At 56.0% G+C, this 24616-nt stretch carries 18 protein-coding genes; 9 read left to right on the plus strand and 9 right to left on the minus strand.

Annotated features, from left to right (window positions below; genetic code table 11):
- Nucleotides 1–11: 11 nt before the first annotated feature.
- Nucleotides 12–1361 (minus strand): hypothetical protein, encoded by a 1350-nt coding sequence (locus tag H6815_05615; protein MCB9859915.1) that lies wholly within the window; start codon nucleotides 1359–1361, stop codon nucleotides 12–14.
- 163 nt (nucleotides 1362–1524) lie between these two features.
- Entirely contained in the window at nucleotides 1525–1692 is a 168-nt protein-coding gene (locus H6815_05620; protein ID MCB9859916.1) for a hypothetical protein, read from the minus strand.
- A gap of 104 nt (nucleotides 1693–1796) precedes the next feature.
- Between H6815_05620 and H6815_05625 the strand changes: the two genes are divergently transcribed.
- The 3 genes from H6815_05625 to ccsA are packed head-to-tail and all read left to right on the plus strand — an operon-like array spanning nucleotide 1797 to nucleotide 5880.
- Nucleotides 1797–2864: a hypothetical protein gene (locus tag H6815_05625; protein ID MCB9859917.1), complete on the plus strand. Its 1068-nt coding sequence runs from the start codon at nucleotides 1797–1799 to the stop codon at nucleotides 2862–2864.
- Nucleotides 2861–4084 carry a cytochrome c biogenesis protein ResB gene (locus tag H6815_05630; GenBank protein MCB9859918.1) on the plus strand — a complete coding sequence of 408 codons (1224 nt, stop codon included), beginning with the start codon at nucleotides 2861–2863 and terminating at the stop codon, nucleotides 4082–4084. Before H6815_05625 ends, H6815_05630 begins: the two co-directional genes overlap by 4 nt.
- On the plus strand, nucleotides 4081–5880 hold the full coding sequence (gene ccsA / locus H6815_05635; GenBank protein MCB9859919.1) for a cytochrome c biogenesis protein CcsA: 1800 nt from the start codon (nucleotides 4081–4083) through the stop codon (nucleotides 5878–5880). Before H6815_05630 ends, ccsA begins: the two co-directional genes overlap by 4 nt.
- Here the strand turns inward: ccsA and H6815_05640 are convergent.
- Nucleotides 5877–8510, minus strand: a complete 2634-nt coding sequence (locus tag H6815_05640; protein ID MCB9859920.1) for a BamA/TamA family outer membrane protein — start codon at nucleotides 8508–8510, stop codon at nucleotides 5877–5879. The genes ccsA and H6815_05640 overlap by 4 nt on opposite strands.
- A 98-nt stretch (nucleotides 8511–8608) precedes the next feature.
- Complete coding sequence (locus H6815_05645) at nucleotides 8609–10147, minus strand: bifunctional heptose 7-phosphate kinase/heptose 1-phosphate adenyltransferase (GenBank protein MCB9859921.1); 1539 nt, start codon at nucleotides 10145–10147, stop codon at nucleotides 8609–8611.
- A 102-nt stretch (nucleotides 10148–10249) separates the two neighbouring features.
- Between H6815_05645 and H6815_05650 the strand changes: the two genes are divergently transcribed.
- From H6815_05650 to H6815_05670, 5 genes are all read left to right on the plus strand, one after another.
- Nucleotides 10250–10930 carry a tRNA (adenosine(37)-N6)-threonylcarbamoyltransferase complex ATPase subunit type 1 TsaE gene (locus H6815_05650; protein MCB9859922.1) on the plus strand — a complete coding sequence of 227 codons (681 nt, stop codon included), beginning with the start codon at nucleotides 10250–10252 and terminating at the stop codon, nucleotides 10928–10930.
- A gap of 56 nt (nucleotides 10931–10986) precedes the next feature.
- On the plus strand, nucleotides 10987–11280 hold the full coding sequence (locus tag H6815_05655; GenBank protein MCB9859923.1) for a hypothetical protein: 294 nt from the start codon (nucleotides 10987–10989) through the stop codon (nucleotides 11278–11280).
- A 116-nt stretch (nucleotides 11281–11396) separates the two neighbouring features.
- Nucleotides 11397–12236, plus strand: coding sequence for a MotA/TolQ/ExbB proton channel family protein (locus H6815_05660; protein ID MCB9859924.1), 840 nt, complete (start codon nucleotides 11397–11399; stop codon nucleotides 12234–12236).
- Nucleotides 12236–12712, plus strand: a complete 477-nt coding sequence (locus H6815_05665; protein ID MCB9859925.1) for a biopolymer transporter ExbD — start codon at nucleotides 12236–12238, stop codon at nucleotides 12710–12712. The genes H6815_05660 and H6815_05665 overlap by 1 nt, the downstream gene beginning before the upstream one ends.
- On the plus strand, nucleotides 12709–13257 hold the full coding sequence (locus tag H6815_05670; GenBank protein MCB9859926.1) for a biopolymer transporter ExbD: 549 nt from the start codon (nucleotides 12709–12711) through the stop codon (nucleotides 13255–13257). The genes H6815_05665 and H6815_05670 overlap by 4 nt, the downstream gene beginning before the upstream one ends.
- A gap of 1 nt (nucleotide 13258) precedes the next feature.
- On the opposite strand, the gene H6815_05675 is transcribed toward H6815_05670, so the two are convergent.
- Both H6815_05675 and H6815_05680 read right to left on the minus strand, forming a co-directional pair.
- Nucleotides 13259–15139: a TolC family protein gene (locus tag H6815_05675; GenBank protein ID MCB9859927.1), complete on the minus strand. Its 1881-nt coding sequence runs from the start codon at nucleotides 15137–15139 to the stop codon at nucleotides 13259–13261.
- 130 nt (nucleotides 15140–15269) lie between these two features.
- Nucleotides 15270–15488 carry a hypothetical protein gene (locus tag H6815_05680; GenBank protein MCB9859928.1) on the minus strand — a complete coding sequence of 73 codons (219 nt, stop codon included), beginning with the start codon at nucleotides 15486–15488 and terminating at the stop codon, nucleotides 15270–15272.
- 55 nt (nucleotides 15489–15543) lie between these two features.
- On the opposite strand from H6815_05680, the gene H6815_05685 reads away from it, so the two are divergent.
- Nucleotides 15544–18330, plus strand: a complete 2787-nt coding sequence (locus H6815_05685; GenBank protein MCB9859929.1) for a beta-galactosidase — start codon at nucleotides 15544–15546, stop codon at nucleotides 18328–18330.
- Nucleotides 18331–18334: 4 nt separating this feature from the next.
- On the opposite strand, the gene H6815_05690 is transcribed toward H6815_05685, so the two are convergent.
- From H6815_05690 to H6815_05700, 3 genes are all read right to left on the minus strand, one after another.
- Nucleotides 18335–22702, minus strand: a complete 4368-nt coding sequence (locus H6815_05690; GenBank protein MCB9859930.1) for a hypothetical protein — start codon at nucleotides 22700–22702, stop codon at nucleotides 18335–18337.
- 107 nt (nucleotides 22703–22809) lie between these two features.
- Nucleotides 22810–23292, minus strand: a complete 483-nt coding sequence (gene rpiB, locus H6815_05695) for a ribose 5-phosphate isomerase B (protein MCB9859931.1) — start codon at nucleotides 23290–23292, stop codon at nucleotides 22810–22812.
- On the minus strand, nucleotides 23289–24473 hold the full coding sequence (locus H6815_05700; GenBank protein MCB9859932.1) for a Sua5/YciO/YrdC/YwlC family protein: 1185 nt from the start codon (nucleotides 24471–24473) through the stop codon (nucleotides 23289–23291). The genes rpiB and H6815_05700 overlap by 4 nt, the downstream gene beginning before the upstream one ends.
- Between the last annotated feature and the right edge of the window lie 143 nt (nucleotides 24474–24616).

A 24616-nucleotide genomic window follows, 5' to 3' on the forward strand; every position in this document is an offset into this window, starting at 1 on the left:
TTTAGTTTTTGCTACAAGTTTGCGCTTCGAAAAAACATATCCACTTGGCTCAAGTGCTGCAAGAATCTACTGCAAGCTACATCAGGAACTGTGTTGACCTGTCGCGACCGATAGTTGTTGTATGCGTGAGTCACTGGATTGTAGTGCCCAATTTGCTGAATGAGCACATTGTGGGCATCTTTAAAGTTATGAGGGCTTAGCTCTTCATATAATCTGTGATATGCTTCGCGAAGGGAGGGCCATCGCTGTGTGGACAGAACCCAGAAGGGGAACAGTGAACGAAGGTCGTCTCTGTCATGGATTACCGAGTTTTCCTTCGGATCAGCTAAAACAAGATTTCTTAGTTTTAAAAATGCTCTTTCATAGACTCGTGGATTTCTTAATTCCGTAGAAATATGGTCACCAGAAAAATATTGCCACAAAGTTTCTTCTCGGGCAATATTTTTATCCTGAAACCACTTACGAATAGTGGTATTCTGATTGTTAGACAGCCGTATGTCTTCATCTATTTTTACATAAATATATTTTCTCATATCTAAATTGGCTGAAACTAACTCTTGACTAAAGTCAAAGATTTTTTCAACATATCCATCTGCATCGTTGGACGAGAAAGCATGTCTTGACATTAGAGCTTTTCTAAGATGTTCTGGGTCTATTGCCACGACAAATATTGCTCTTGGATTCATGTTCAATAAAAAATGCATAGACTCAAGTAAGGCTAGTTGCTTGTCAGGTAAGCAACGATCTAGATCGTCTATGAGCACAAGTATGCGATCATTTGGATCTTTTATAACTTTAGATACAAGTTTATGAAAATATATTCCATGAGTGTTGCTTTTTATTTGTTTTCCAACTTCTGTTGATGAAGGCGGCTTCGAGAGTAGTTTGGAGCCGAAATCTGTGACTAAATTTGTAATATTTTCATTGGAAATGGGTGCTTTAAGTAAATGCAGGCCGGCAATATAGCCCGCTTTTACGAGCAACCTAGCATATTCAGCGCATTCCTGCCGGTCGCTTTCTTCTATAAGATTCCATACACCAGCGATTAATGGAGTTAGCAAATCAAGATCTTGCGCCTTCCACGGGTTAATAGTCAAGACATGCTTAAAAGTTGTAGATATACTGGAATCATTAGAGCTGTTTGCCGCTTCAATGATTCTAGCTAATCGATTTAAAAGATCCGTTTTACCACGCCCCCAACATCCACGAAGCGCAACGCAACTTCCCTCTCTCAGACGCTCAAGCCGTTTGAGAAGTGTTCCTGCTAGCTGATTGTGATTAAATGAATCATCGGGTAGCGGAGGAAGTTCCTCGGAGTTACTGTTGGAACTCATCAACGCAGCAATTATGTCATCATCCATCTGGGCGTCCTACTCAATACGATTTATCAAATCTCTGGCTTTTCACTTACATGCTGGCATTTTAGCTTATTTTTTGATCGTAATCCAAGGCTTCTTCTAAGAGATAAGTAGTTCATATATAGTTATCCCGATCCTCGCGCCGCTCGCCATACCACAGGTCGAGTCAGTCGCGTGACCTGACACCCTTTGTTCCTCGCAGTGCGAGCCGGAACAGCAGGCCGATGATCTCATGATCGACACCGACAGCCTTCGCAGCCGTCCTGATCTCGCCGATAGTGTCCGCGATGTACTGCTCCTCGTTGTAAGCTGGGATGACAAACGAGACGTGCATGCGTGGTCCCTTCCGGGCAGGCCGTGTTTGAGGGTATATTGCGTGTCTTGTGGTGTGGTTTCGCGTTCACATTTCAAGGCTGAGGCATACGATGCGACGCTGTGATGCCCCTGCTCCAGAAGCTGCTTTACCGACGTGTTTTTCAGGGTTGTTGTGCGCTCGTTGCGTTCGGGTTGGGGCTGGCTGGATGCGAGAAGGAGCCGATCCGGGCGTACAAGGCGCCGAAGGATCCTCCCGTGCCGGAGTTTGTGAAACAGGCGGACGGCCAAGCAAGCTCCGATCAGCCGACCATCGAGATCATCTGGGATGTGCCAGCAACGTGGACAGAGGACCCGTCGCCGAGAGAGATGCGTGTGACGACCTTCTTCGCGCAGGTCGAAGGGCATGATCCTGCCGAGATCTCGCTGAACGCGTTTGGAGGCGATGTTGGTGGCTTGCTTGCAAACATCAACCGCTGGCGATCGCAGGTGAACCTCGCTCCGATCGAGGGAGCGCAGTTGATCGATCACGTGGAACTGATGGATGGGCTCGGCGGGCAGATCGCAGTGGTGCGTGAGATCGGCGAGAACGACATGCAGGTGCTTGGTGCTGCGATGCTTCCCGGGGACGGACAAACGTGGTTTGTGAAGGTGCTGGCACACCGTGACATCTGCGCACTGATCGAGCAGGATCTGATCACTTTCGCAAAGTCGTTGAGACCGAAGAGCCTCGGGCTTGATGCGTCCGATCCAGAGGCCGGCATGGAGATCAGCGCCATCACGAAACGGCTTGGCACATGGCAGGCGCACGAGACGTGGACATGGACTGAGCCGACATCGTCCATGATCGCAATGTCATTCGTTGCGCGTTCCGACGAGAACGTCAAGATCACTGTGACACCGCTGCGTGGAGAAGGTGGCGGGCTGCTGCCGAATGTGAACCGATGGCGCGCGCAACTGGGATTGCCCTCGATCATGTCGATGGACGATCAGCCGATGCAGACGCTGAGTGAGAACGCTCAACTGTTCGACGAGACCTCATCCGATGGGGCAACGCGCACCTTGGTTGCGGTCGTGGAGGATGGCGCGATCTCCTGGTATCTCAAGATCATGGGGCCGACACAGGGTGTGAGCGATGAGTCCGAACGATTCATGCAGTTTGTGCATCACGTGATTGCGGAGGAGAAAAAGTGAGTTGGCTCCGCACCATATGCAAGCCCATTGCGTCGCTGAAGCTCACTGTCGCGCTGTTCGCGATGTCAATGTTCCTTGTATTCGCGGGCACGCTTGCGCAGCAATACGACGGTGTGTGGACAGTTGTCGACAGATACTTCCGATCGCCAATCGTGCGCATTCCCGTGAAGATCTTCGTGCCCGGCGCGTTCAAGCAGCCACCCGACGCGCTTGCGTTCTTCTTTCCCGGTGGATTGACCATCGGTGTTGTGCTGTTTTTCAATCTGATCACTGCGCACATTATCCACTTCAAGTACTCGTTGAAGCGCCTCGGCATCATCATCATGCACTTCGGCGTGATCCTGCTGTTGGCAGGCGAGTTTGTTACGGGAGCCTTCGCGCGCGAGGGCAACATGTCGATCTACGAGACCAGCTACTCGAACTTCATCGAGGACACGCGCCATCCCGAACTCGCCATCGTGCGGACATCAGACTCAGACGAGACGATGGATGATGTGATCGTTGTGCCCGATCATCTGCTGCGAACATCCGGCGCGAGCATCTCGGACGATGCATTGCCTGTGGATATCCACATTGATGAGTGGCAATCGAACTCAGCGTTGAGTCCGCCAATCGAGGTGTCGCCTGAAAGACGTGCTGAACTGCTCTCAAGAGTAAGCACGGGATTGGGGCAGTTTGTTGCGTCGGTACGTGTACCGACGATTACAGGTGTTGATGCGAGCAGGGTCGATGTACCCGCGTGCTATGTCACGTTTTATAAAAAAGGCACGAACTTCAAGGAATCGCTCGGGTCGTATCTGCTCTCGGCATACTTCACCTCAGAGGATGTGCAGGTGCTGGATGTGAATGGCACGGAGTACCGGGTGTCATTGCGATTCAAGCGAGTATACAAGCCGTACGAGATCCACCTGATTGATTTCTCGCATGATCTGTTTGTTGGAACAAAGACACCGCGCAACTTCTCCAGCGAGTGCAGATTGATCGATCGTGAGCGGAACGTCGATCGCACGGTAAAGATATGGATGAACAATCCATTACGCTATCGTGGCGAGACGTTCTATCAGCAGTCGTACAAGCCCAACGATACCGGCACCGTGCTGCAGGTGGTGAACAATCCCGGCTGGTTGATTCCGTACATCTCGTGCATTCTTGTTGCATTCGGCATGATGTGGCACTTCGGTATTCGCCTCAGCACATTCGTCCGGAGGCAGGCGCGATGACATCAGCACACAGTGCACCATCCTCATTTCTGCAGCGTGCGTTTCCGTGGATCGTGTGCATGCTGCTGGTACTGTTTCTTGGCAGTTCGATATTCCGCGGTGCGCCGAAGTCTGATTCCGGGTTTGATTACGACGCATTCGGACGCATCCCCGTCTCGGCAGAGGGGAGAACCAAGCCGCTCGACACCGTTGCACGCAATGCGCTGATGCAGATCAGCGGGAAGCAGTCAGTTGAGCTTTCGATGCCGGCTTCACATCACGACAACGCCGATGTAGAAGCAGGACGGAAAGAGAGGAAGGTCGAAGCGATCGAGTGGCTGGCGTGGGTGATGACACGATCGCAGGAAGCCGCCGACTTCCCGGTGTTCCGCATCGATCATCCCGATGTGCTTGGAACGATCGGGTTGGCAGGAACAGATCGCAAGCGATTCTCGCTGAATGAACTGCTCCCGAATGTTGCAGAGATAGATGAGCAGGCGTCACGAGCGCTCAATGTACCAGCAAAGCAGCGCGATCCATTCCAGCGCCATATTGCAAATCTTGACGATCAGTTGACAACATACGCGCTTATTACCCGATCTGACACGCCGTACTTTGTTCCGCCGCTGACGCAGGAGGAAGACTGGCAAAGCGCAAGCTCTGCTGCGCAGAACGCACCGTCGCACCCGGGATTCGTCTCAATTGAGCAGATCATGCTGAGACATCAGAGCGACGATGTCGAGGCGTTCAATGAAGCAGTGAAAAATCATCTCAACCTGGTTGCAAAGACGAACGGGCGAGCGACATCACGAGCGAATGTGGAGGTCATATTCAACCGCGCAAAGCCATTTCTGAATGCAGCAGTGCTGTATGTGCTCGCGTTCCTGCTGGCCCTTTTCAGTGTGCTGTTCTCGTGCATGCAGACGAAACAGGGTTGGGCCGACGCGCTGGGACGGGCAGCTCTGGGAGTGATATTCATCTCGTTCGTCATGCACACCATCGGTCTTGGCACACGCATCTATTTGCAGGGTCGTCCACCTGTGACAAATCTGTACTCTTCTGCCATCTTTGTTGGCTGGGGATGTGTGCTGCTCGGTATGTTCCTTGAGCGTCTGTTCCGTATTGGTATCGGTTCCATCGTTGCTTCTGCGGTCGGGTTTGCGACGCTTATCATCGCGCACAATCTCAGTTCCGGTGGCGACACGATGCAGATGATGCAGGCGGTGCTTGATTCCAACTTCTGGCTCGCAACGCATGTTGTTGTTATCACGATCGGGTATTCAGCAACGTTCCTTGCCGGCGCACTCGCGATTGTGTACATCCTCATGGGTGTGCTGACACTCGCACTCAACAAGGAACGCGCAACAGCGCTGTCCAAGATGATCTACGGAGTGATCTGCTTTGCATCGCTCATGAGCTTTGTTGGCACAGTGCTCGGCGGGATCTGGGCGGACCAGTCGTGGGGAAGGTTCTGGGGCTGGGATCCGAAGGAAAACGGTGCAGTGCTCATTGTGATGATGAACCTGCTGATTCTTCACGCGCGATGGGGAGGGATGATCAAGCAACGTGGCATGGCAGTGCTGGCGGTCTTCGGCAACATCATTACCGCGTGGGCATGGTTCGGCACCAACATGCTTGGTGTTGGTCTCCACTCGTACGGCTTTACAAACTCGGCAGCGTTCTGGCTGATCGTCTTTGTTGCGAGCCAGTTGCTCATCATGACAGTTGGCACTCTGCCGCAGCGGTTGTGGATGAGTGATCCGAAGCAGCCCGGTTCGCAGAGCATGCCCAGTTTGAAACAGGCCGTCTCGATCTAGTTGCCGAACGGGATGTCAACCGAGAACGTGAACAGACGAAGATCGTCGGTGTCCTCCCTCAGAATCGGGAAACCGAAATCGAAAGCGAGCGGTACGGAGCTGAGGCCAGGATACAGAAGACGCAATCCAAACCCGGCGCTGACGCGGTAATCATCGAACCCGATGTCATTGGACACGGTTCCGGTGTCGATAAACCCGACGAGTGCGAGAAAGTCCTCATAGATTGGCTGGCGAACCTCCATGCCAGCATAGAACGACCACGTACCACCAACAGGCTCGTCGCCAACCGTCATTGTGTCGTTGCGGATGCCGATTGGGGACACAGCACGGAAGTCAAATCCACGAAAGCTTTGTCCGCCCAGATAGAAGCGTTCATAGGTCGGTACCGCGTCCTCGCCCTGCGGGATCCAGTTTGCTTTCGTGTTGAACCGGAACACGGTCGATCGACCGAAAAAGTCCTCGTGCAGGGGCACATAGACGTCGTACTCGCCAGAGAGCCTTGTATAGCTGAAGTCGCCGCCGAGCAGTCCGGTCTGCTCAACTGCAAATGCAAGCTGATTGCCCTTGCTGGCGACATACGGATTGTCGATGCTGGATCGTCGCAGTGAGAACGAGAGCGAGTCGATCAGGTTTGTGTCCTCAACCTCGAAGAAGTCCACGGGCGAGCTTGGATCGATGTCACTCAGCCCAACCCATTCAGTTCGTAGACCAACACTGCCGACCCAGCGTGATCCAAACCTTCTGCCGACAGTGAACCTACCGCCGTACCGGTTCTCATCGTATTCTGAGAACTGCCTGTCCCTGTACTGCATGGTTGTTGAGAACGAGTAGTCAGATCCGAAGACGCGTGGCTCACCGAACGTCAGGCTGTAGGTCTGCACCTGCGTGCCGGGCAGGATGTTCAGTTCCATTGTCTGGCCAGCACCGCGAAACGCCTTGCGATCGATGAGTTCGTCGAAGGAGTCCGGCGTGTCAGTAATGTCGAAGTTGTCTTCCTTGATAGTGATAGTGCCAAAGACGCCCGAGTCGCTGCTGACAGCAGCGCCGAAGTTGAAGCTGCCGGTCTGTGTTTCAGAGACTTCCACGAGCATGTCGCGGTATCCGGGGTCGGTCTCGCTCTCGGGCTGGAATGTCAGCGCCATCTGCTTGTCAGGATCAGTGCTGAAGATGCGCGTGTTGGTCAGTTTTCTTATTGACTCGTCGATATCGTTTCTGTTTGCGGGACGCTCGGGGCGCACATCCAGACGGTCAAGCACGACATCCTTCCTCGTGATAGGTATTCCAGCAATGATGACCTCGCCTGTCTTAAACTTCTTTCCCTGCTGGATGTCGATCAGCAGATCGAAGACGTGCTCGTCGGTGCGCCGCTGACGGAACTGGTAGATGGAAACATCCGTGTATCCCAGTTCGTAGAAGGCTTTTTTGATAATCTGCTCGGACTCGTTGATCTTTGTTTCATTGAACACATCGCCCGACTTGACGGTGATGTGTCCTGCAATCTGCTCCGGGGCGAATGCACCCATGCGGTACAGCATCACCTGGTTTGGTGAGAGCCGGAACAGATACTCGTTCGGCTGCATGGCCTGTTGGGCTTCGTACATCGACTGGAAGTACTGCTTTAATGGATCGTCTGGTCTGTGCTGCAGCTCCTCGTCGCGGTAGAGAAGTTTGACCGTTCCGAGTGTGTAGACCGGTCCCTCATCGATATCGAACTCAACGATGGCTTCCTTGCCGTTGGGTGCTTCGCGGATGCGTCTGCCGACATTGACATCGAGGTATCCGCGATCGCGATAGAACGACGCAAGCGCAGCGATGTCGCCATCGAGCTTGTCGTCGTCCATGTATCCCCTCGTGAACAGCCCGCGGACCTCGGTTTTGATGGCCGATCGCAACTGGCGCTGGGTGAATGAGAGCTCGCCTATCACCGCACTGAATCGCACGTCCGACACGCGGAGCAGCATACTCTCGCGAATCTTCAGATACAGGATCCCGGTCTCGGCAAGCTCCTCCATGTCCGAGAGCACCTGAACGCGGTAGTAGCCCTTCTTCTGGTATGCTGTCTCGATGCGCCGCGTCAGGTTGGAGATGATGAACTTGTCAACAGGTGTACCAACAAGACCGCCAACAACTCGTGCAACATCGCCGTCGCTCAGCACAACATTGCCAACGACTTGCACATCCTCGATGATCGGTTGCTCGACCACCATGTAGGTGACAATGACTGTTCCCTCGCCGGTTGGCTGCACCTCGACGCGTATGCGTCCAAACTGGGGCAGACGGGACAGGGTTTTGACATCCTCCTGTGCGGTTTCCGGCGAATACGGCATGCCCCTGACAGTGCGGATCTGGTTTGTTGCCAGCGAGGCGAGGACCGGTTTCATCGGGCGCAGCGTGTTTGGATCGTCCTCTGTGAAGCTGAACAGCCGCACATCCTGAACGGGTCTGCCGAACAGCGGATCAAGCTCCGGATTCTGCCTGAGTTCGATCGGATCCGGATCATCGGCATTCTGCGCGAAGGCAGGTGTGCCTGCACACATGCCCGCAACCAGTGTCATGATCAGCCACGTGCGGGAACGGCCCTTGGAAGAGCTGAATCCGCAATCAAACATGGCAAACGGGCATCGGTGCATGGGTGACCCGGAGGGTAGGAGCAGAAACACGGATTCACGAGACCGCTTGTCCGGGTTTCCAACGGACAGAATGCTGAAATGTGTGTGGATAGCTGGGTTTACCGGCTGGTATCGCGGATAAATCTGTCGCGATCGTCTCGGGTGGTTGCAGTCTTCCATCGCTCGTCACCCATTGCCTTGAGAACTGCAGTGGTGCTCTCGCCCTCAAGCATGGGTATGCGAACGACACGGCCGCCGTTGGATATGACAAATGCAGCGCCGGGGATCTCGCCTTCGGTGTACTCGTCGCCTTTTACCAGCACATCGGGCTTGATCCGTCCGATCGTCTCCATTGGGGTGTCGTGGGGAAACACCACAACCGCATCAACAGCCGCTAGTCCGCACAGCACGCGCAATCGCTGCTCGAGCGCGTTGACAGGACGAGTTGGCCCCTTGTACTGGCGCACCTTCTCATCGGTGTTTGTTGCAACGATCAGCAGATCACCCTCGGCCTTGGCTTTATCGAGCAGCCACACGTGTCCCGCGTGCAGTATGTCAAAGCAGCCGTTTGTGAACACGACCGTGCCGCCACGGGACTGCACCTGATGCGCGAGTTCAGCGGCCTCATCCACAGAGCGAACCTTTGTGCTGACACGCCCGGATATCGCAAGCAGAGACGCATGCACCTTGTTCAACGGGATCGGGCGTGTGCCGAAAACCTCAACCTCAAGCCCTGCAGCTGCATTTGCAAACCGCACACTGTCTTCCCAGCTCAGTTTGTTTGCGCGTGCTGCAGCAAGCCCCGCAAGGAACATGTCCCCCGCACCTGTCACGTCGTACACCTGGCGCGCAACCGTCGGCACGTGGGTGAATGTGCCCGATTCATCGCGCACCAATGCGCCCATGCGATCAAGTGTCAATACAACACATCCACCAACCTGTGATGCAAGGGTGTCCGCCATCTCGCGGGATTGCGAGAGGGTGTCGCCATTATCAAATACCTTGCCCGTTGCAACTTCCGCTTCGGTTCTGTTTGGTGTGATAGCGGTTGCGCCATGGTACTTTGTGTAGCTCTCGATGCGTGCTGGATCAACGAGCACCGGCACACTGTGCTCTTGCGCGATGTCGATAATTGCCCTGCACAGTTCTGGTGTGCACACTCCCTTGTTGTAGTCCTCAATGCACACAATATCAGCCGCCTGTATGTGTGCACGGATCTGCGCAAGGATGGAAGCAGCCACAGTCTCAGAGATTGGGGCCCTTGATTCAAAGTCAGCCCGGAACATCTTCTGTGGATGACGGTGCTGCGCAAGCCCCACGTAGCTGCGCTTGACCGTGGTTGGGCGCGTGGGATCTGTCACAAGACCAGCGGGGTTGATGTTGGCATCCTTGAGTTGTGCGCGGAGTGTGTGTCCTGCGCTGTCTTCGCCTGTAACGCCAACCGCGATGACGCTCGCCTGCAGGGCCTCAAGGTCCATGCACAGATTCGCAGCCCCACCCGGTGAACTGACTTCGGATCGGATCTGGAGCACGGGCACCGGCGCATCGGGCGCAAGGCGTTCCGCGTCGCCGTGCAGCAACTGGTCGAGCATGAAATCCCCGACAACCAGCGCGGTGAAGGATTGCCAGTTGTCGAGGGCCTGAAGCAGCGTGTCCATGCCGAATTGAACACACGCAAACCGCGATTGACCACCCTTGTGCAAATATCGCTGAGAACGAGGCAGGGATGATTGTGCGGGTCGGTTTGACAACAATGCCCCGTGGCCCAGCAAGACCCCATCCAGCACCACACGATCACGATCGAGCTCTCCGATCCCGCAGCGACACGCACGCTCGCCCTGACGCTTGCCCGCGTCCTTCCAGCCGATGCTGTCGTTGAGCTGTCGGGGACGCTGGGTGCGGGGAAGACAACATTCGTGCGAAGTCTGGCAGAGGGGCTGGGGGTCGACCCGCGATCGGTTTCAAGCCCGTCGTTTCTGACCTGCAACGAGTATGTCGTGGCGGATGATCATGACGAGGAGATCCCGGTCATGATCCATGTTGATGCGTACATGACCGCAGAAGTCAAGTCGCCATCGCGCGGGCAGCCCAGCGGGATCGATTGGGACGAGATCGCGCACGATCGATCGTGCATGGTCGTTGTTGAATGGCCTGCGCGTCTGCATGGCGTGGATTGGGCTGGCAGGCCCGTGATGCGCATTGAACTCATGCACACGGGCGAGCACTCAAGAAGCGCAACGATCCATTTCGCTGAGTTGCGCGATGTGGTGGAGCACGATCTGGTTGAGGCGCTGGCGACCATGCGATCTGATATGCCTGGCGCGTCATCGCTGGCACCGTTTCCAACGGAGCGGGAGCAAATGGCAGATCTGTACAAGTGGCTGTCGGGGCAGTACACCGTCTCGCGTCCGCTCGATCCGGATGATTTTGAAGAAGTTTGAATGGGCAGCGCACATGTAATGGTGCTGCTGACTACAAAGTTGTGAGGATGGCAGGTATGGACAAACTCACAGACATGGCGTGGCGTGTTGATGATCGCGAATCATTTCTTGCCTTTGTTCAGTCACTCATCGAAGACAAGCTGCTTGATGAGCAGGAAGAAGCCGTATCACCAAGCAACCCGTACGGTCCAGGTAGCCGGGGATGGGAAAACGACGGAATTGCAGCGTTCCTCGAAGCGGCTGCGGCCTGGATGAATGACAACAGCACGAATAGGAACAATGAGGTGTTCGAGACTGCAAGCTGGCAACTCTTTGCCATGTTTCTGCTGGGAGGCAAGTATTACGAATAGCGATTTGAACGATCAGTATGCATATCTGGCATCTGCACTCCCCTCTCGATTCGCCATCTCCCGGTGCGAATGATCACGCAACACTGTCCCTTATGGTTTCTGGAGCTTTTTCGCTCGTGAACAGATCACTGCCTTATCGTCGAATGGTGTGCGTTGCAGCGCTTGCGCTGGGCACAGCGGTGCTCACATCGTGCGGATCGCCAGCAACTGGCGAGGATGCAGCCCCTTCTGCTGCACCATGGGCGTTGTTCGTCCGATCGTTCGATCTCTTCACGCTGGTGCTGCTGCTCGGATCATTTGTTGCAGTGTCGCTCATGATCCGATCCATCCTCGACATCAATGCGAGCAAGGTGCTGCCGCCAACAAGTCTGAAGCGCATCAGCGAGCATCTGCTCTCAAGTTCGACGCGAGATCTTGAGCCGTTCGTGCGACGGGATGATTCGATGCCAGCACGGGTGCTGCACGCGGCGATCGAGCAGCGTGATCATGGAGAGTCGGCGATGCGCGATGCAGCCGATATGGCCGTGGGAGACGAGGTCGCACGCCTGCTTCGCCGGATTGAGCCGTTGCAGCTTATTGGAAACATCGCTCCGCTCGTTGGTCTTGCTGGCACCGTCTGGGGCATGATCCTTGCGTTCACCTCACTTGGTGAGACAGGCGGTCAGGCTGGACCAGCTGCGCTCAGTCTTGGTATTTCCAAAGCCTTGTTTCACACGCTGCTCGGTCTGTGTCTTGCGATTCCGTGTCTTGCCTTCTTCGGGACGTACAAAGCACGGATCGATCGCATCTGCACTCGGGGCATGTCCATCTCGACGCGGCACCTTGAGCGCATGCTCGACATCATGCGCGGGCAGGATGACGAAACATCGGATGCTGCTGTCGATGAGTCGGGTACTTCAGAACCGAACGAGGCGGAAGAAGCAGAGGACGAGGAGAACGACGAGGGAACCGAGTAATGCGTGTCGGCACGCCATCCACCCGGCGATCGGCCGTTGTGCGTTCGATCCATCGCACGTCCGGCGACGGGATGCCGAACGTCACGCCGATGATCGATGTGATGATGTGCCTCATTATCTTCTTCCTGCTTGTCGGCAGGCTGGTTGCCGAGCAGCGATCAGAGATGCTGCTCCCGCCTGCGGTGTCTGGGACGGATGAGAAGATCGCAGAGAACTTCTTTATCAACATCACGCCCACACGCAACGAACGAACGGGTGAGCGGACCGACCGCGTCAGCATCACGGTTGAGAACCAGCCGGTCGATGCGGATCGACTTGCGCAGCTGCTACGGGATCGACTCAGCAACGTTCCTGACACGGTTGTGCATCTGCGTGCCGAGCGCACGCTTCCATTTGCCACGATCTCTCCCATTATCGACACGTGCCGCGATGTTGGGGTTGGATCGGTGCGACTTGCAACGGAGCACATCCAATGACGCGCAATCGCACCGGCGCATCGGGGGAGCAGCGGGACCATCGGCGCGTGATGTACCCCAGCGCGATGCGCGATCATGGGTTTGGCGATACGCCGAACATGACACCCATGGTCGACATCATGATGTGCATTCTCATCTTCTTCATGGCATCCACAGCGTTTCTAGGGCCGGAATGGTTCATGGAGTCCGCCATCCCGCGCCAGGGTGCCGCATCGGCGGCGAGTGCTGCCGATCCATTTGCACTGCCACCTGTCCGGCTCACAATCACACTTGCGCGGGCGCAGACAGGCGAGGAGGAAGCATCGGAGATCACCGTATTTTCAGGGCTGGACGACACGTTTACGCCGCTTGATGGCTTCGCCGAACGACTTGGCAGCGTTGTAAAGGATGCGGGCAGCGCTGGGATCGATATTGTGCTTGAGCCCGATGCTCGTGTGCCGTATGAGGATGTCGTGCGCGCGCAGGATATCGCGATGCAAGCGGGTGTGAATACGGTAGGGATTGAGACGAGACAACTGGGACAGCGCCAATCCGAAGGCGGGTGAACTATTCGCCCTCCGATTCGGTGCTTGGGTCGGGCTCTGTTGCGTCCTCTGTCTCCGGGTTCAGTTTCGGCGGATCGAGGAACCACTCGTCGATGTCTGAGATGTCCTCGTAGAGTTTCACTTCGAGAATGTCCATGCCGGGCAGAGCTTCGAGCAGGCCCTCGCGGGTGACGCGCATTTGCCCCGTGTTGAGCAGATACTGCAGGATCGCAATACGAAGATCCGTTCGGGCACGGTCGCGCGCGTTCAATGCGCGGAGCAGCGTATCCTGCGTGTCCACGCGCTCCTGTGAGGTGATATCCTGACGCAGGCTCTGCTCCTCCACTCGTGAGTTTGCAATATCCACCTGTTTCTCAGCAAGCGTGAGCTGGAACCGGGCGAGTTCGATCGCGCGCACGGACGATCGCACGTCCAGCGCGAGATTGTCGCGTGAGCGGTCGGCGTTGCGTTGCGACTGGTCGTACCGGATGCGAGCCTGGCGCACGCGCAACTGCTCTGTCTTCCGATCAAGCGGCAAACTCAGCGAGATCCCTGCGCTTGCGTTGACATCCTCCGGCGAGAATCCAAGTCCCCCCTCGCGGGCATCCGGCTCTGTTGGCATGGATGCGGACAGTGTCAGATCAAGATCCGGCAATAGCCCGTCCTCTGCCAATCTGATTGCGCGGCGCGAGTCGTCCAAACGATCAAGCGTGTTCTGCCAGTCCAGACGATACGACAACGCGACATCCACCGCTTCATCCAGTGCGATAGTCGGCTCCTGCAGATCGAAGATCGTTGTACGGAACACGACCGGCTGATTCGGATCCAATCCGAGTCTGATCTTGAACCGCTCGGCCTGCACGATGTAGCTCTCGCGCGCCTGGGCGAGCGAAGCGATTTGTGAGAGAAGCTGGTTCTCGGTAATGCTCTTCTCAAACTGAGAGATGCGTCCCTTGTCGAACAGCTCGATGTCGCCTTCGAGCGAGCGCTGCAGGCTCTCGACGGATCGTTTCTGGTTCGCGATAGAGGCCTTGGACTGCAGCAGGTTCAGATAGTCGCGCGCGATGGAGAAGAAGTAATCACGACGGAACTGCTCGAACTCACGCGCGGCGTAAATAAGATTGCGTTCAGCCTGGATGAGTGAGTCACGCGCAACCCATCCTGCACCGCGCAGGAGCGGGATCGATGCATTCGCGCTGAGTGTGGAGCTCTGCCTGTATCTGCCGTTGACCTGATCGCGGAGTTGTTCTGTTGCGTTCCATATCCAGCGAGCTTCCGCGTCGCCGCCGAACGGCAAGCGCCGTGTGACACGCATGTCGTTGATGACATTTGCAGCCGACTGGAAACTGCCGTTGTCGCCATCGGTGGAAAAGGTTGCGCTCGTGGTGTTGAAGAGTCTCGGCGACCATCGGTGCTGCTCGATCAGTAGATTGATCGCTTCGAGGATGTAGTCCTCCTCGGCGCTGATGTGCTCACGCCCGGTCCTTTGCGCGATAGCGAGCGCATCGAACAGCGTGATCTGTATTGGCTCAAGGTCGGTTCCAACACCTGCCGCGCTCGACGCATACTCGAGCAGGATCGGTGCGACATCGCGTGCCGGATCAGCAGTATCGATCTGCAGCTCTTCCGCGCCTGGGTTGGTGGTCTCGGGCTTGAGCACCTGCTCGTGCTGCTTGGCGGATGGATCAACTGGATCAGTCTGCCCCGATCGTGAGGGGGGCGTTGCGTTCAGGCGGAGCATCTGGTTCCGCTCGGCGATCAGCCGGTCGGTTTCCCTGTCGATATCGTCAAGCGTGAGCATGCACCCGGGCAGGCACAGGGCACATCCTGCGAGCACCACGATCAATCGAGCGTGTGCATGGATACGGGTGGGAGCGTGGACGTCGACGAGCGGTGTTTGCATGATGCTCCGGCAGATGGAGTGGCTGGATGTTGGATGGAAACCTGGGAAGACCAGGGGGTCGAAATGTTGCCGATCCGCAAAGAGGTTCCTATGATGTTCCCCTCTGAAAATCGCCGTTTTTGTTTGGATTTTATACAGTAAATCGTATCTGGCGAACTTCTTTCAGCGAGATTATTGGGCCTTTGTTCAAGTCAATCTGCGCCGTGCCAGACCACTTCTGCACATCGTACGTCGTGTCAGTGCTCTGGTCGGGTTGATACCCGGGCATGCGAGATGTCCATGGATCAGCACCATCCACAGGCTGGGATCGTGCTTCAGCAGACACCGCGTTTTCACGTGTGATCGACACAAGGCGACTCCTTCGCGATTGCCCCTTTGGGGCCTGATTCAACGGCAGGGAACACATGGCAACAGTGACCTTCGACGGACGCTCCTTCCTGATTGACGGCAGGCGGATCTGGATTACTTCAGGCTCGCTGCATTATGCGCGGATCCCAAGAGACCTCTGGGCCGACAGAATCCATGCCGCCAAACTGGCTGGAATGAACACGATCGAGACGCCCGTGTTCTGGAACAGACACGAACCCCGCACGGGGCAGTTCGATTTCGATGGTGACAACGATATTCGCCACTTTGTGAAACTCGTTGGCGAAGCGGGGATGTATCTCATCCTTCGGCCGGGTCCGTTCGTTGATTCGGGCTGGGATTTCGGCGGACTTCCAGCGTGGCTGATGAATGCTGAAGATATCCAGTTTCGCGCGCCAAATGATGCGTTTCTTGAAGCGTCATCGCGATATATCTCACAGCTTGCGCAGCAGGTGCGTGATCTGCAGGTGACCAGCGTGGGCAAGGCTGGTCCGATTCTGCTGGTCCAGAACGAGATGAACTGGACATGCGGCGATGAGACAGCTGCGCTGAAGTATCTGGGAGAGATCTCCCGGTATCTGCGCGAGAGTGGGTTCACTGTGCCCGTGCTCAACGCGAACAATCTGTGGGCTGGTGTCGAGGGCGAGATCGACTGCTGGTCTGGTACAGAGTCGATGCTGTCGATGATGCGTCAGATGGCAGCGGTGCGTCCCGAGATGCCGCGACTGGCGATCAACTTCCGACCCGAGCCGATGCCAGCATGGGGTGTTGAAGCGCCGCAACCATTGCATCCTGCGGCTGTGCAGCGCAGACTCGCAGAAGTGCTCGCAGCGGGTGCGCAGTACAACTATGTCCCGTGTATTGGAGGCATCAACAAGGGCTTCTATGCTGGCAGACCATCGAGCGCAGTCGGTGAGTTCTGCACCAGTACAACGGGCAACAACTCGCCCATTCTGCCAAATGGTGCGCTCGGACCGACATTTGCGCACGTGCGACGCATTTCCATGTTTGCCTCGGCGTTCGGCAAGGTGCTTGCGCATCTTGATCCAACGTATCAGCCTATGTCGATCGATCCTGGTTCTGCAAAGCCCGGCGGTGTTGCTGCCGTACACACGCAGGGAACACAGGGATCAGTGCTGTGGGTGTTCGGTGCCGATCCTGAGCGCAACACCAAGGTTGCAAGCAACGTCACCGCGTCGCTTCTGACACCGGACGGCTCAACGCTGCATGTGTCGCTTGGCGATCAGGCCGTTGCATGGCTGGTGATGAACACACATCTTTCAGGTCGTGCGCTGCTCGACTATTCCACGCTGTGCGCGCTCACCTTTGCTGGGAAGACGCTCGTTGTGTATGGGCCATCTGGTTCGGATGGCATCGTGTCTATCAACGGTTCGCCGCTGTCGCTCACAGTGCCACGGGGCAAGACGCCGGTGGTCGAGGAGCACGAAGGGCTCACCATTGTGTGTGTGAGTGAGGATCAGGCTGACAAGACATTTGTGGTTGATGGTGCGGTGTACATTGGTGCGGACTACGTGACGTCGGGTGGAGATCCCATCGTGCTCAAGTCGTGTGCCGTCACAATCATTGATGCCGACGGAAAAGCGTCGTCGCGTACAGTGCGTCCGATCGAGGCCAAAGCGCCGAACATCACTGTGAACGAGTGGGCAGCATCGTCAGCCGATGAGTATGTCACGGGCACCAGCCCCAGGTTTGCAGCCATTGATGGTCCGACGCAGCTTTCCAATGCCGGAACGCCGGAAGGCTATGGCTGGTACAGAATCGTGCTGAAGTCATCCGCTGCCAAGAAGCAGAAAGTCTCAATGCCGGAGAGCGCAGATCGCTTGCACGTGTTTGTCAATGGCAAGCCGATTGGTGTCTGGGGCGTGGGGCCATTTGCAACGCTAGGACCGCTGACACTCCCACTCGACAAGGGTGAGAACATCATCATTGTGCTTGCCGAGAACATGGGACGCGCGGGTGCTGGAGACGCGATCGGTGAGCGCAAGGGTTTGTTCGGCCACATGTACGAGTTGAAGTCGTTCAAGCCCGGCAAGCACACCATCGAGATGGGCAAGCCTCTCGAACCACTCAGATTCCGCTCGCCGCTGTGGGATGTTGGTGATGGCGACCTTGTTGCGCCGGAACGGTTAACATGGCAGTTTTCGCATCGAAGAAAATCGCCGATTTATCTCACCATTTCGGCACGTGTGGGTCGCGGGTTGGTGCTGATGAACGAAGAGCCGATCCACTTTGTGACGGGATCTGGGCTTGAGCGGATCAAGCTTGACAACGAGGTGCTTGGCAATGGCAAGAACACGATACAGATCGCGCTGCTTCCAGAGTCCATCCCGAATGACATGTCACTCGAGCAGGCGTATGCGGAACTCGCAAAGGGAGTAACGTTTGACGAGGGCATGACCAATATCACCGAGAGTTGTGATTGGTCATTCGCAAAGTGGGAACGTCCACATGTGACATCGTTTGAGCCGATGGGTAAGACTGCGATCACGCGAGGTAGTTCGGGCCCGAGCGGTCCCACGTGGTGGCGTTGCAGGTTTACGCCGGACGAGACCGAGGTGCCAGCGATGCTCGAACTTTCGGGCATGGCAAAGGGACAGGTCTATCTCAATGACATCCACGTTGGCAAGTACTTCATCTCAGATGGTGGCCGCAAGACGGTCGGTTCAGACACGACGCTGTATCTGCCCGAGCCGTGGATTCTGCCAGGCCAGATCAACGAGTTACTGGTGTTCGACGAGCATGGCGGTTCACCCGGCAAGATCACCATCCAGCATCAACCCGATGCGATTGTGATTCGGGCGTAACGAATCATCCACCGGCATTAGCGCCGCGCTGGACTGGTCTGAGCACGTTCGATGTTGTTGTGTCTGTCGATTCGCTCATCGCGTCCTTCAGGATCGCGCGTTCAGTGCGCGATGCGTCGCGAGCACCCATATTTGTACCGATGGAGTTGTGAGATCCTCGGAGTGTCTCGATGGAGAAGCTTGGATCGTTGACGGTGCCGGTGACGCGTGCGCTCACAAGCTCGTTTCGCAACGCTTCATAGATCTGCCCCAGAATCGGGATCGTGCGAGCACCGCGCGAAAAGACCCGGACATTCAGCTCTCGTGTTTCCCAGTTGAGTGTGCCGAACCCCGGCATAACGAGCGATCGCGAGTAAATGCCGATATCCTCGAACGAGATGATCGATCCCTCGATAAAGAAAGTTGCCTGCGCAAGATCAAGAGATTCGGACGAAGGCAGTTGCAGATTCAGCAGTTCGATCAACGGAAGCACAAGGGGAACCGAGACGATTCTGCCCCCAGCAGCACGGAAACCCCCTCTGCCCCGCCGCGTTTCGGGTTCACCAAGAACTCCTGAAACACGCATCTCGCCGGAGAGCGCTGCACCGGAATAATCAGGGTCTTCTTCGACAACGATCGGCTCATCGTCGCTGCGCGACAGATCTGCGACCAGATGTGCAAGATCAACCCCTGATAGCTGTATAGATGCAAGGTACTTGGGGCTTTGTTCCTCTGTTGCCGGATCTCGGATGACAACACTACCGACGATGCGTCCATTGTGGAGTGCCGCGTTCAGAACAGGGATGGTCGTGCGTTTCTCGTCTGCGTGGCGTTCGATCTGAACCCGCACATCATGCACGACCATACTGCCAATGACAGCGCTGGGCAAGGTGACGTTTACGGCAAGGTTTGTGCCCGTTCCAGTGTTGTCGCGTTCGATGTGTATCTCAGCTGTGCCGGCAGCGTTACGAATGCGCTCTGCCAGCTTTGCATCCTGTATATCGAAAGCAGCTTTGCCTGTGAGTGATATCGACAGCGGAGACTCACCATGCTTAGCCAGCGTGACCTGTCCACTTTCCAGTGTCAATGGGTTGTTCAGCTGGATGTCTGCGTCACGCAGCATGCGCTGGGTATCCGATGGAAGCAGCGCAAGCAGCGCGTTGTCTATCTCGCGGAGCACAACGTCAAGATCACCCGATACCAGCCACCCATCCTCACGCACGGACCAGGGGCCATTGATCTTCGCTGACCATGCTTCTGTTTCGCAACAGAGATCCTCGAACCAGCCGGCGATCTTTGTCTTTGCGGGTTCGTCTTCGTGCTCCACAACGTCGATCGCAGCGGTGATCTCTCCATTGATCGAATCGAGATCGAAACGGTGGTCGTTGATGGTTGCTGCGAGTTCAAGTGGCTCTATGCGCATGGCAATGCGCGTTGTCTTTGCTTCTGTGCTGGAGGTGTGGCCGACCGCATCCATTCGCATAACGAGTCGATACATGCCAGCCAGGTCAAGCTTGGTTACAGTCGCAATGAGGTCGTCCGAAATGAATCCGTTCTTTTTCAACATCGTGAGAACGGCGGTGTTTGCCTGAGGATTTAACTCTCCGTTGTTGACGGTGAGTGTGAAACCGCGAGGTTTCTCCCCTCGCTTTGCGATGCGGATCGGCCAGTTTCCATCAAGATACACATCGCCGATGCGAGCACCGTCGATCTGCACCGGTCCTTGCAATCCGGAAAAAACCAACTCGTACGGAACAGCCTGTTCACCATCGCGAGCAGCGCCATCGATCGCTATATCGATATGTCCGTTTGTCCTTCCAATCTCCAGTCGGGATGAGTCGAGTGTGATGCCGAGCGAGTCGATGTCGTCGAGTTGCAGCGTTACCTTTGGTGCAGTTGTGCTACCAGTGACATGCGTGCTCATCTTCGCAGCGCCAGCTGGTGCATGCTCAGCACGCCATTGCGTAAGTGATTCCATCGCGCTGGACGCGAGCGGCGCAATCAAATCCTCTACTTTCAGCGAGACATCGAACGAATCAGACGTGATCTCTGCATTGAGCCTCATATCAGAGTTTTGCCCCGATGCAGATGCAGCATCGTTCTCGACGGGCTCGATTGTTGCATGCAGGTTGACCGATGAGCGCGATGATTCTTCGTTCTCGTTACACACACTTGTGTTGAGATCGAGTGTGATATTGCCATCGTCGTATATAGCTGTGCCAATGATGCGCTCGGCAGCAGCCTGGCTTCCATCTGGTTGCATGGCGCAGTTGTCCATTGCGACCTCTGCGTGGAGTTTGCTCGTGCTGTCGTGTGATGTGAACTCAGCACTGACGCCAACATTTCCGGATATGCCCAGTCTTCTGAGGAGCGGCTGCTCGTCCGGTGGGGGTGTAGTCCCACGTTTGACGTGTGTGCCGAGCGGACGTGGAAGCGTGTCGATAAGCACATCATCAATCGGTATAGAGCGTGCATCAACTCGCACACGTGTGGTTGCCACGGGACTGTCGTTCTCGTGGATAATGCTCGCAAAGAGATCGATCGGTGTGCCGGTGATCGTTGTCCACGAACCATTGGTCAGCCCAGCAGCGCCTGGTGTGACGCGCAGGTTGACATCATGCCCGATGATCGGCAGTGGCATGTCGCCAGCGATCAAACCGAACCTGTCGAACTGCACGTCTGCGGTGTATTGCCAGGTGTGTTCGGTGCCGCCGGGATGGCTCACAACCAGATCGACATTTGAAACGCCACCGAGCGCAAAGACCGGAATGCCATCGACGACCTCTCCGAATGCGTGGTGCTCATCTGCGCGCAGCATGAGTCCAAGATCAATGAGGCGAGCAAACTCCACCTTGTCCATGACGCGTTCGAGCGCGGGCCGCCACCGACTGCCGAGCGTATCTCTCAGTTCGTCGTCGATGGTCAGGTGCTCCGCGCGGATGTGAATCTCAGCACCGGGATCTGAGTTCAGTGGCGCGAACCATCCAGTTGCGTTGAGCACTGTGCCGGACTGTGAGACACCGGTGATGCGCTCGATATCAATGCGTTCATCGTTGAAAGTGACACGACCTGCGAGATCATAAAACCGATACGGGAACCCCTGAAACGCGGCCGATCCGTGATCGAACTCGATCCATCCCGACGATTGCACTGGTGCAGGGCCATCGGCCGTAGGGGGGCCGCGAGTCACCACAACCGAGGCGTCGACAATGGCGGTTGGCTTTGAGAATCGCGAGAGGTTGAGGCGTGCAAGATCTGGCACGTATGGCAGCAGATCCGGATTGGATTGCAGTTGGAAGTCGCGCGAGTCGAGCACACACTGGAATGCGCTGTCATCGCTGAATCCCATGTACTGCAGATCAACCTTGTACGGCAGGTCGCCGAGCATGCCAGAAACCTGCGCGATGATCCGGTCGTTCGCAAATGTCATCGTGCCGTTGACAGATGTCATACGAAGGTTCTCACCGGTACCCTCCTCAGGTGGCACCGGGAGTGTCATCGCGACATTCTCAAGTTCAACGATCGGGCCGATCGGTGTGTTGTTGTGATATGAGAAGTCAGCTCGTTTGATGCCGCCGGAAAGCTCGAGCGAGTCCACAAACTGGCGCACCCTGCCGGGCATGTTCTCATCGGTCCACTCGCCGATGGTGATGCCGGTGAGGGTCACATCAAGGCCATCGGCGTCGATGCGCCCATCAAGATGCACGCCCGGTTCGCCATCGGTTCTATTTGTCTCTCCGAGCGTGAAGATGTATGCACGTTCATTGCCAGCGGTTGGATACAACCCGCCGCCAACAACGAGTTTCTTGAGAGCCCTGTACGATGAACTTGAATGCTCCCCAAGTTCGAGCATGGCATCCTTGATCGCAACATTCGGCAGGCGCATCGTTGGACGATCGCTCTGAGGGATCTCGATCTTGGCGATGTTGAGTGACCCATCGTCAGCAGACTGGCTCACACGCACGATGGGACGAGTGAGCGTGACAGTCTCAATGCCTCCTGTACCGCGCAGAATCTTCCACCAGTCGACTGTCATGTGAACGTCTTCCACTGACAGGAACTCGGCGGCTTTTCCTTCAACACCATCAACGTGCAGCTTCAAGTCCTTGATCGCAAGCGAACGCAGTCCCATGTCGACTGTCTCAATTGTCGCAGGCATGTTCAGATACTTTGACACCATCGGTGTCAGTATCATGCGTGGTACCGGTGTGAATGGGATTGCACAGATCACAAAGATCAGCGTGAGCAGCACAAGGCAGATGCGACGGAACCACACCTGCTTGCGGGACGTTGCCTTGAATCGTGAAAGAAACCCCGATTTCTTCGGCGCATTGGATTGCGCCGTGCCTGTCTCAGCATTGTCTGGTGAGGGGTTGGAATCGGTCGCTGCCACGAGTATGTGTTGCCGTCATTCGAGGGATGATCCGGATTATGCATCAACAGATATGCAAGATGCGCAACAGCACGCTGGCATGCGATCGGTGTCGTGTGAGAAGCCGCTCATGCAACAGGTTGATCAGCCGATGCGGTAGCCGGATCAATTCCCTGTTCAATCATGGCGATCTTGCGCACCCGACGCTCGTGGCGTCCGCCCTCAAACTCAGTTGTCAGCCAGATCTTCACGATATTCTCGATCAGTTTTTGACCGAGCAGATCCGCACTGAGGCACAGGACATTCGCATCGTTATGGCCGCGACTCATCTGCGCAGTAAGTTCGTCATGGACGAGCGCCGCACGAATTCCATCGATCTTGTTGGCAGCAATGCTCATGCCGATGCCCGAGCCACAGATAAGAATGCCACGATCGGCCTCACCCGAGGCGATGTGGTTGCAGATCTGCCATGCTCGATCCGGGTAGTCGCAAGGCTGACCAACGGGGCAGGCTTCGGGCAGCCAGACCTCGTGTCCTTCGTTTTTCAGCAGCACGCAGAGTGGTTCGATGGTTTTTTCGCCACGATGGTCTGCGCCGATCGCAATGTTCATGCGTCCATTTCCTCAAGGCGTTGTGAGATCAGTTCCGCGATCCGTGCCGCGGTCTGATTGTAGAGTTCCTGCGACCCGCCGATGGGATCGGTGATAGGAGCGCCAGAGGGGTCCAAAGGCCGAACCTTTGCAGCGGCACTCGGATCCATTGTCAGGATCGCCCGGGCATGCTCGGGGGTCATAGTGAATATATATTCAGCGTCAGCAATCATTTGTTTGGTGATAGAGGTTGCCTGATGATCCTCAAGGTCAGCCCCGATAGCTGCTGCGGCTTTGATTGCTTCCGTGGTGGCAGGCGAGCCATTTCCTGCCGCGACACCTGCTGAATGAGCCGTGGTCCGGATTGGTGTCTCAGGCAGGGTGTTGATCAGCCTCTTCGCGATTGCCTCGGCCATCGCGCTCCGGCAGGTATTGCCAGTACACACGAAAAGGATTCGACGGTGCATGTGTTTTTCGATCACACGTGGCTCCAGAGCACCGGTGCGCTCGATCGCGTACCCACCACGCGAGGTCAAACGCACAACAGTCGACCCCTGACCATAGCGTGCATTCCCTGATTCGACGATCACGGGATTCTGCTCAATCTGCTGAGCAAACTCGGGATGCTCCCTGCCGAACACATCGAGCCGTGCACGAACTGTCTCAATGGTGGGTGCGTTCGAGCCGTTGCCCATGCCGGCAGCAGCAAGCGAAGAAGCGACCACAGGTATCTTCGCGTGTGCGAGTGCCCACCGGCAGACATCATGATCGGGCACACGTACAGCGAGCGCAGTGCCATCGTCGATGATTCCGCGCTCAACCTTCAGCGCCTTCGTAATCCGATCAATCTCATACTCAGGCAACTCGAACACAAATGTGACAGGGCCTGGAGCAAGACGCTTGAGCAGACGCACGTGTACATGATGCACGGGAAGAATGAGATCAATAACAGAAACCTGATCCGGTGCGTGCCATGCGAGGGGCATTTCTGGCTTCGATCCTGTGATTCCGCGGAGAAGGTTGACGCTCTCTTTCGACTGCGCTGAACAGAACAGCCCATACACCGTTTCTGTTGGGAGGATAACGCATTGCCCGTTTGTGAGCGCAGAAGCTGCTGCTTCGCAGGATGCGCGAAGCTCGCTGCTGGGTTCCACGATACCGAGGATCGATGTCAGGCTGTGATCTGTCAGATTGGCTGCCACGGCACACTCCCACAAGGACGGTCAGAAAACACTGGGCTGCATCACTCGTATCGGATAAAAACCTGCCCAACTCGCTTTCCATCCATCTCTTTGCATGATTCGCACATGCTCGTGAGATGATGCGAATATCATGCCAGGAACAC

It is taken from the genome of Phycisphaeraceae bacterium (genome assembly GCA_020639155.1).
Taxonomy (GTDB): domain Bacteria; phylum Planctomycetota; class Phycisphaerae; order Phycisphaerales; family UBA1924; genus JACKHF01.